Source organism: Thermodesulfobacteriota bacterium (genome assembly GCA_040757775.1).
In the GTDB taxonomy this organism is placed as follows: Bacteria; Desulfobacterota; UBA8473; order UBA8473; family UBA8473; genus UBA8473.
Genome location: JBFLWQ010000017.1, coordinates 61,866 through 69,949 on the forward strand (window position 1 = coordinate 61,866; position 8,084 = coordinate 69,949).

The 8,084-nt window shown below is 41.5% G+C and carries 7 protein-coding genes and 1 pseudogene; 2 read left to right on the top strand and 6 right to left on the bottom strand.

What is annotated here, in order from left to right:
- Nucleotides 1-234: 234 nt before the first annotated feature.
- The 3 genes and pseudogenes from AB1401_11010 to AB1401_11020 form a co-directional block, all read right to left on the bottom strand.
- Nucleotides 235-366 (bottom strand): annotated as a pseudogene (locus tag AB1401_11010) (hypothetical protein).
- 20 nt (nt 367-386) lie between these two features.
- A complete protein-coding gene (locus AB1401_11015) occupies nt 387-587 on the bottom strand; it encodes a hypothetical protein (GenBank protein MEW6615978.1) in 201 nt (66 codons plus the stop codon).
- Nucleotides 588-781: 194 nt separating this feature from the next.
- Nucleotides 782-1,600 carry an FAD-dependent oxidoreductase gene (locus tag AB1401_11020; GenBank protein MEW6615979.1) on the bottom strand — a complete coding sequence of 273 codons (819 nt, stop codon included), beginning with the start codon at nt 1,598-1,600 and terminating at the stop codon, nt 782-784.
- On the opposite strand from AB1401_11020, the gene AB1401_11025 reads away from it, so the two are divergent.
- Nucleotides 1,579-2,286: a TetR/AcrR family transcriptional regulator gene (locus AB1401_11025; GenBank protein MEW6615980.1), complete on the top strand. Its 708-nt coding sequence runs from the start codon at nt 1,579-1,581 to the stop codon at nt 2,284-2,286. The two genes, AB1401_11020 and AB1401_11025, sit on opposite strands and share 22 nt — an antisense overlap.
- Nucleotides 2,287-2,364: 78 nt before the next feature.
- On the opposite strand, the gene AB1401_11030 is transcribed toward AB1401_11025, so the two are convergent.
- The 3 genes from AB1401_11030 to AB1401_11040 form a co-directional block, all read right to left on the bottom strand.
- The gene (locus AB1401_11030) at nt 2,365-3,750 is read right to left on the bottom strand and encodes an FAD-binding oxidoreductase (protein MEW6615981.1); all 1,386 of its coding nucleotides are present in this window, start codon (nt 3,748-3,750) and stop codon (nt 2,365-2,367) included.
- A gap of 26 nt (nt 3,751-3,776) precedes the next feature.
- Complete coding sequence (locus AB1401_11035; protein MEW6615982.1) at nt 3,777-5,183, bottom strand: CoA-binding protein; 1,407 nt, start codon at nt 5,181-5,183, stop codon at nt 3,777-3,779.
- Between the two features lie 84 nt (nt 5,184-5,267).
- The gene (locus AB1401_11040; GenBank protein MEW6615983.1) at nt 5,268-6,440 is read right to left on the bottom strand and encodes a 6-phosphofructokinase; all 1,173 of its coding nucleotides are present in this window, start codon (nt 6,438-6,440) and stop codon (nt 5,268-5,270) included.
- Nucleotides 6,441-6,707: 267 nt separating this feature from the next.
- On the opposite strand from AB1401_11040, the gene hflX reads away from it, so the two are divergent.
- Nucleotides 6,708-7,940 carry a GTPase HflX gene (gene hflX / locus AB1401_11045; protein ID MEW6615984.1) on the top strand — a complete coding sequence of 411 codons (1,233 nt, stop codon included), beginning with the start codon at nt 6,708-6,710 and terminating at the stop codon, nt 7,938-7,940.
- Nucleotides 7,941-8,084: the final 144 nt, after the last annotated feature.

Genomic DNA, 8,084 nt, shown 5'->3' on the forward strand with positions numbered 1-8,084 from the left:
CAACTATTCTTAGTTTAACTTAATACCCTTATCTAGTTCCCTATATTCACCAGTCACTGCCACTTAACCTTAACACTAGTTATTCACCTCCTTTTTTCTTATATTGTAATACTGTTAATATTTGTCGATTAATCGTTTGATTAATAATACCGAAAACAGATTATCTAAGTCAAGGATATAAGTAGAATATAAATAGTATAAACCACAGAGGGAGAATTTGCGGGAGCAAAGCCGTCACTTCGCTTGTAGATGTGGGACAAAAAAGGTAAATACTTCGTCTCTATAAAGCAATTTTTTGAAGGCTGCCACTGCCCTGGGCATCGAGTAACCAGCATCCTCAGAAATAATCTTTATTTTTCGACCGTGGACGCCGCCTGTTCCTTTATCTAGCGAACATAATTTTTAACCCCCTCTGAAAGAGACTGGGAATCTTTTGCAATGGGCCCTGTGTCGGCGTTTAGATTACCCATTATGATTGTGTCCTTCGTCACCCCTCTTACCTCTCCGGCATAAGAGGATACAACTCCTAAAAGGACCACGATTGAAACTGAGGTAACCATTTTCAAAAAAACATACGTAATCTTCATAAGTTTCCTCCATTCTAGGCTTAATGTTAATGCCGCTAACTCTCCCCCCTCTTGTTAAGGTTATGCCCCGGGCTTCTTACCCGACCTCTTCATAGCCTCAGAATATAACAATGCAGCAACCCAGCCCACGGTGTAATATCTGTTATGAGTTTTCCCGGGATGATATTTTAAAGAAACCTCCCTCATCTAAATTGTTATGCAATTGCTATTCTCTTTTTTATGTCCTCAACCACAATACTAGCACTTTCGGCACAACCCTCTGCCATGACGTAGCCCCGAGGTTTTACCCCATCACCAACATTATAAAGGTTCTTTACCGGTGTTTTCTGAGAAACGTCATACCCTTGCTGTGCATAATTAACAGGCCAACCGCTGCGATAACTTTGTACAGTTAAAAGCTCACCGTGCTTGTCAATCCCAGGGAATTTCTCTTTGGCCTCTCCTATTGCAACTTTAATATCTTCCTCCAAATTGTCGCTTCGGACAGCTGCCCAGCACCATAAGCAATTCTTATCTTCAGGAGCATAATCAGGCCAGGTTATACTAGGATCCATTGCGCAGAAGAGCAACTCGTTCTCAGGAAAATTGAGACAGACTGGAGACTTGATAAGTGGTTTATCGGAACCAAAGAAGAAAGATATACCACGAGTAGGTATAGCACGCTGTTTGACTTCCTTTAAATACCCCTTGTCAAAATTCTGCTCTCCTGCCAGCATAACTGTTTGCATCGGTCCAATATTACTAACTACAGCATCACAGGTGATCTCTAGCGTTTTTTCTTTCCTTTCAGCAATCACACCCTTAACGGTTCCCTCTTCAACTATAATTTGTTTAACACAGGCTGAGGTCAGAACTGTACCACGTTTTTCTTGAATCACTTCCGCAAGGGCATCTATAACAGCCCTAAGGTGACCTTCTGGATAACAGTAAGAACCGCCAAACTTACCAAAGCTCCGGAGAACTCTAACAAATTCTCCAGCCGGAACTTCATATGTCCAGAGTTTTTTCTTCAAAAGGATATAACGAAACTAATATCAGGGAGTTGGCCAAAGAAGCAGGAATACATTCTGCCACCATCTACCATTATTTCCAAAACAAGCAGGAAATACTGCGCCAGATATATGATGAAGGTATTGGAGAATTACTGGATAATCTCACAAGAATAGTCAATTCTGACAAGCCACCAGATGAAAAAATGCGTGATATCATAAAAGAGCATGTAACCTTTGTCACAAACAGACAGCCCGTAATAAAGATACTTTTTCGTGAAGAAGAGGGACTTCCAGCCAATGTTTTAGAATTGATTCGGGCACAAAAGCGACAATATAACAAAATAATCGAGGAGGTATTCGCGGAAGGTATAAGGGAAGAGTTATTTGAGCCAACATCAAGCCTATGGCTGCAAATGAATTCTATTCTAAGTATGTGTACCTGGGTTTACAAGTGGTATAAACCACAGAGGGAATACAATGCTGAAAATATCTCTCAACACTTCATAGAGATTCTAGAGAACGGCTATTGTGTTTCAAAAAAGAAGGATGTGAACAAAGCGCCCATCATGATTGATTCAGAAAAAACTAAATTATCGGATTCTTATGGCAGGATTAAAGATATTGTTAACAAACTCCAATTGTTTAATAAAACAGTCGAAACATTGATTGAAGAACTAAATGCTATTTTAAAAAAGGAACCAGGATAAAAATTCCTCTTTCTAGGAGCACTCCGCCGCTATAAAAGACCAAAACAAGAAAAAAGAGATACCAGGAAGAAGCCATGGCTAAAAGAATATCTTCCCAGGGTTCATTATCCCATTTGGATCAAGGATGGTTTTGATTTGTTTCATTACCTCCAGACTGGGTCCATGTTCATGTACCATGAATTTGCGTTTCCCTATTCCAACCCCGTGTTCACCTGTGGCTGTGCCTCCGAGATCAATAGCACACCTGACTATAGCGTCATTGGCTTCCATCCCCCTCTCTGCCTGCTCTGCATCGTTAGGGTCCTTAATCAGGCCCATGTGGAGGTTGCCGCTTCCTGCATGACCGAATATATAGCCCTTTACCCCTTTTGAAATTGCTTCATCCCGGGCAAATCCAACCATCTGTGGATATTTTGAGAGAGGTACCGCTGTATCTATGATGATTATTTCCATGCCCCTGTTGGCGTTCTTCATGGATTCAAATGTGTCATATCTGGCTTCCCACAGTCGGTCTCTCTCTTGTCTCCCAATTCCAGCTTCAAAGAGAGAGCAGCTATTAGATATACATATCTCCTCTATAAGAGAGAGTTCTTCTTTAAGCCCAGCCTCATTGCTCCCGTGAAATTCCATAAAGAGGGTAGGCTTCTCCTCCAGGTGGGTATTCTTGTACAAATTAATTGCCTCTATGACATTTGTATCAAGAAATTCAAGGGCAGCCGGGACGATTCCTGTGCACATTATCTGATATATAGATTGAGTTGCATCTTCAACAGAGTCGAAGTTTGCCAGTACAGCAGTGAAATGTGATGGAAGAGGGGCAAGCCGCAAAGTTATCTGAGTGATTACCCCCAGTGTACCCTCTGATCCTGCAAAAAGGCGGCAAAGATCATACCCCGAAGAGCTCTTGACGGCATTTGACCCAACATTGATTATTTCACCTGTGGGGAGGACGACCTCTAATTTCATAACATAATCCTTTGTAGCACCATACTTAAGTGCCTGGATACCGCTGGCATTATTAGCCACCATCCCGCCAATGGTAGCCGATGCCCCAGGATCAGGAGGGAAGAAGAGCCCCTTTTTTGAGAATTTTTTATTCAAATCCTTATACACTACGCCTGGTTCAACTACTACCTGAAAGTCACCCTCTCTTTCTTCCAAAATCCTGTTCATCTCCTGCATGTCCATGACAATACCGCCCATACAGGGCATGGGATTCCCCTCAAGACTCGTTCCTGCTCCCCAGGGAGTGACAGGGATCTTTCTCTCATTTGCTATCGTGAGAATCTTACTTACCTCATCACTGGATTTGGGAAGGACAACGACGTCCGCCCTGCATCTTTTATGGAAGGATTCATCCTTGGAATGTAGCTCTATTACGGATTCTCCAGTAGAAACCCTTTCAGGATCAACGATAGATCTGAAAATAGCTATTTCATTTTTCGTAACAGTTCCGTAGGTCATAATGAAATCCTCCAGGCTTCCGGCAGTCAGCAATCAACCTGTTTTTTTAAGAATTCATAGTATGCATTCAGTTTGACAAGGGCATTTACCGCCTTCTCGCAACTGTTAAACACCAATGTTTTCCCAGTTTCGTTAAGCTTTTCTGTTAATTCTCCCTTTGGCCCAAATATGGAAAATGCAATTGGCTTGTTGGGGTATTTCTCAGCAGCTTCCTTAACTACAGTAGAGATATCCCACAACTCTGAATAGAATAATACAAGAAAATCAGGGATAATTGCTACTACACCATTACTACCTTCATCAGCCAATAGTGCCTCCAATATTATTTTAAACTCATTCCTAAAATTGACGGGGTTGAATCCTTTTAGCCCCATACATGCCCAGATATCTACCGGGTTGCCAAGGGGTAGCCAGGAAGGAGGAGATAGCTCTCTTATCATATCCAATGTAGATTCAGAAAGGTCTATTACCTCTAAGCCATATTTCTCACAGGCATCTACAGTTATAACACCTGTAGAACCGGCCCATGTCATAATACCAATCTTCTTTCCTTTCATAGGGGGAAAGGTTAAAAATGATTTGATCAAATCTTCCGCTTCTTCCTCATCGTTAACTCTGATCACCCCGGTTTCTTTAAACACAGCATCATATACCTCATCCTTTCCTGCAACAGAACCTGTGTGGGACTGGGCAGCAACTCTGCCAATCTCACTTTTGCCCGATTTAAGACCAATCAAGGGCTTCTTCTTCGATACCCTCTTTGCCATCTCAAAGAATCTTTGTCCCTCAGAGATACCTTCAATATGGAGCAGAACGACTTTAATATCGTTATCATGCTCAAAATAAGAAAGGCTATCAGCAAAATCGACATCACAGCAATCGCCTATATCGATGGCTTTTCCAAATATTATATTAGAAAGGCCAACGAAGAAGATACCGCTTTGAGATATAACCCCAACAGGAGTCTTTGCCAGCTCAAAACGTGGAAGGGCTGTACTCAAATCCCTATAGGCATTTATCACCCCAAATGTGTTGGGACCCATAATCCTTGTTTTTCCTTTCCTGGCGATTTCTATCACCCTTTCCTGTAGCATCTTCCCCTCATTATCGGAGTCAGCAAATCCCTGAGCAATAATTATTAAGGCAGGCACTCCTTTTTCCGCACACTCTTTGACCCGATCGGGAACAGTATCGCGAGGTGTAATTATTACTGCCATATCTATATTTTCCGGTATGTTCCTTATATCTGTATACGCTTTAAACCCCAGAATCTCATCTGCTTTAGGGTTTATCGGATAAATCTTTCCTTGGAAACCATAATCAATCAGGTTCTTTAATACATTAAAAGAATTACTGTCAGTATTTCTAGACACACCGATTAAAGCAATAGACTCTGGTTCCATGAAACATCGCATCTCTTCTAATGTATTCATAACTTTAAAACTCCTTTTTTATTTGCAATAACTTCTATCGTTTCCCAGAGGCATACACAGATGTGCAACATCTCAATATCTTCCTTAATACAAAAACATCGGCTTACCGCCAACATGGCGGATCTTGGGTTTGTACTCCTCCACGTCATAGAATTCTCTGATATCAACCCTTTTTTGACCCTTAGTTATGGTACTTAGGGGAATATCTGTGTATATCCCACTGTTGAGTGCAACAAGGCGTCCAAAGACACCTTTTAGAAAAAGATCGATAGTCATATTGGCAAAATTAACTGCCACCATCAAATCCAGAGAATCAGGAACACCGCTTCTCATTAAATAGGAGAGCCTTTGATTGAGCACGTCCTCTCCGGTAAGTTCCTTTAGTACAGCTCCGGTTTCTTCCCCTATTCCTCCCAATCTCTTGTGGCCATAGGCATCTGACTCTCCTGAAACAATCATGTTGCCCCCCACCATCTTTGACCCTTCGGAAATCGTGATCATGGCATAATTTTTGGGGTTAGCCCTTTTATCTTTCATGATCAGCTTTGCCAGTCTTTTAGGGTCAAATGGAACCTCAGATATAATGGCACGCTCCACACCTGCCAGATACGCCGATATCAGGGATGTTTCACCAGAGTATCTTCCGAACAGCTCAATGACGGCAATCCTTTCATGAGAGCCGGTAGAGGTTCTGAGAGCATGTATAAAGGTCACGCTTCTGGTGACTGCCGTTGAGAACCCTATACAGTAGTCTGTCCCAAAGACATCATTGTCCATTGTTTTGGGGATGGCAATTACAGGGAATCCTTCCCGGTGTAGCCTTTCTGCAAAACTGAGGGTATCATCGCCTCCTATGGGAATGATAGCATCGATTTTTAGATGCTCCAGATTTTTTAAGACATGGGATGTAAAATCCCTTGTTCCTTTTTTGAATTCTTTCTTCAAAAAGACGGGGATATCCTTTTCTCTGACAGCACTGGGATTAGTTCGGGATGTGTGTAAATATGTCCCTCCCGAGCGGTCGATGGTCCTGACCTCTGGTGGTTTCAAAACATGGAAACACTTGTGGCTTGTATCAGGATCATCAGGATTATACTCTAAGATGCCAGCCCAACCTCTTCTGATCCCTATTACCCTAATTCCTTCGATATGTGACCTATAAACCACAGTCTTAATACATGGATTCAGACCGGGTACATCTCCACCGCCTGTAAGTATGGCTATTGTAGGTTCTCTCTTGCCTTTACCTTTCATCATGACTTCTCCGTTGACGAAAATTTTGGCAAAGTGTTATGTTGGGCTACCCATCAAAGGATTTTTCCAAAGATAGCTGTTTAGACTTGACCATATCAACCGTCCAGTATATTATAATGCAATTAGTTCATATTGAAAAATAAAAAATTTGAACTATCCAACTCTTTACTGTAGAGAAAATCCAAAAAGTTTAAGATTAAAAGGGAATACTAATACTGAAAATACTCTATAAAAAGGTAGAATAAGACGAATAAACTCAAAGAAAAAGCCATCTTAGTTGGCATTAAATTACAGGTAGAGGATAAAAAAAGGCATGATGATTCTCTGGCTGAACTGGTTAAACTTACTGAAACTGCTGGTGGAGTGACAATAGACAGGATTATACAGGAGGTTAAACAAATAAATCCTGCCTATCTTATCGGCAAGGGCAAGGTAGAAGAGATAAAAAATCTTATATCTCAAAGGGATGCTGATCTTGTTGTCTTCGATGAAGATTTAACGCCTGCACAACAACGAAACTTAGAAGAAGAATTTGGTGTTAAGGTCATAGACAGGACAGGCTTAATATTAGACATATTTGCCCAAAGAGCAAAGTCAAAAGAAGGGAAACTACAGGTTGAGCTGGCACAGCTTAACTATTTGCTACCACGTCTCGTTGGTTGGGGAGGGGTCCTTTCCCGGCTAGGTGGTGGAATAGGAACAAGGGGTCCAGGAGAAACCAAATTAGAGGTTGATCGGAGAACAATCAGAGATAGAATTGTAAGGGCTAAAAAGGACATTGAAAAGGTAAGAAAGGTCAGAACATTACATCGAAAAAGGAGAAACTATATTTCTTGCTCTACCGTTTCCTTTATTGGATATACCAATGCAGGAAAATCAACCCTTTTGAATCATCTCTCCAATGCCGGGGTCCTGGCAGGAAACAAATTATTCGTAACCCTGGATCCCACCATCAGAAAGATAAGACTACCAGACAACAGAGAAATCTTGATATCTGACACAGTGGGTTTTATTAATAAACTCCCGCATCAGCTTATTGCTGCATTCAAGGCTACACTCGAAGAGATCAATGAATCAGATATTCTTCTCCATGTAATCGATATCAGCCATCCTCGAGTTGATGATCACATAAGCTCAGTCAATAGCGTTTTGAGTGAAATAGGGGCATCTCAAAAACCCATTATTCATACCTTGAACAAGATTGACAAACTCGATAGCATCAATAACACTGTTAGATACTGGCAAAGGGTGCTTGATAACTGTGTTGCTGTATCTGCATTAACAGGGCAGGGTATCAACAATCTGTTATACAAGATTGGAGGATTGATACCAAACAGATTAAAGAAAGTAAGGTTTAAATTTCCCGTTGATGCAGGGGATCTAATATCCAAGATACATAGGAGTGGCAGGATAACCAGAGAAGAGTACACAGGGGAGGAAGTGATTATTGAAGCTGAGGTAGACAACAAATTAGCCCATTCTCTGGAGGCTTTCAGTTTCTGATTCGGCACTGTTTTTTGCTGTTGTCAACAAATAGAATTGTCCGCTTTTGTAACAAATGAATTGTCCACTTTTCTGTCCTCGGAGAAATGGTAAATTTGGAGTCGGAATATCTCCCCTGGGATAGAAGACGAGCGGCGGACCTAC

Coding starts and splice junctions, on each gene's coding strand:
- AB1401_11015 (MEW6615978.1), bottom strand. CDS start 587: ATGAAGATTACGTATGTTTTTTTGAAAATGGTTACCTCAGTTTCAATC.
- AB1401_11025 (MEW6615980.1), top strand. CDS start 1,579: ATGTCCAGAGTTTTTTCTTCAAAAGGATATAACGAAACTAATATCAGG.
- AB1401_11030 (MEW6615981.1), bottom strand. CDS start 3,750: ATGACCTACGGAACTGTTACGAAAAATGAAATAGCTATTTTCAGATCT.
- AB1401_11035 (MEW6615982.1), bottom strand. CDS start 5,183: ATGAATACATTAGAAGAGATGCGATGTTTCATGGAACCAGAGTCTATT.
- AB1401_11040 (MEW6615983.1), bottom strand. CDS start 6,440: ATGATGAAAGGTAAAGGCAAGAGAGAACCTACAATAGCCATACTTACA.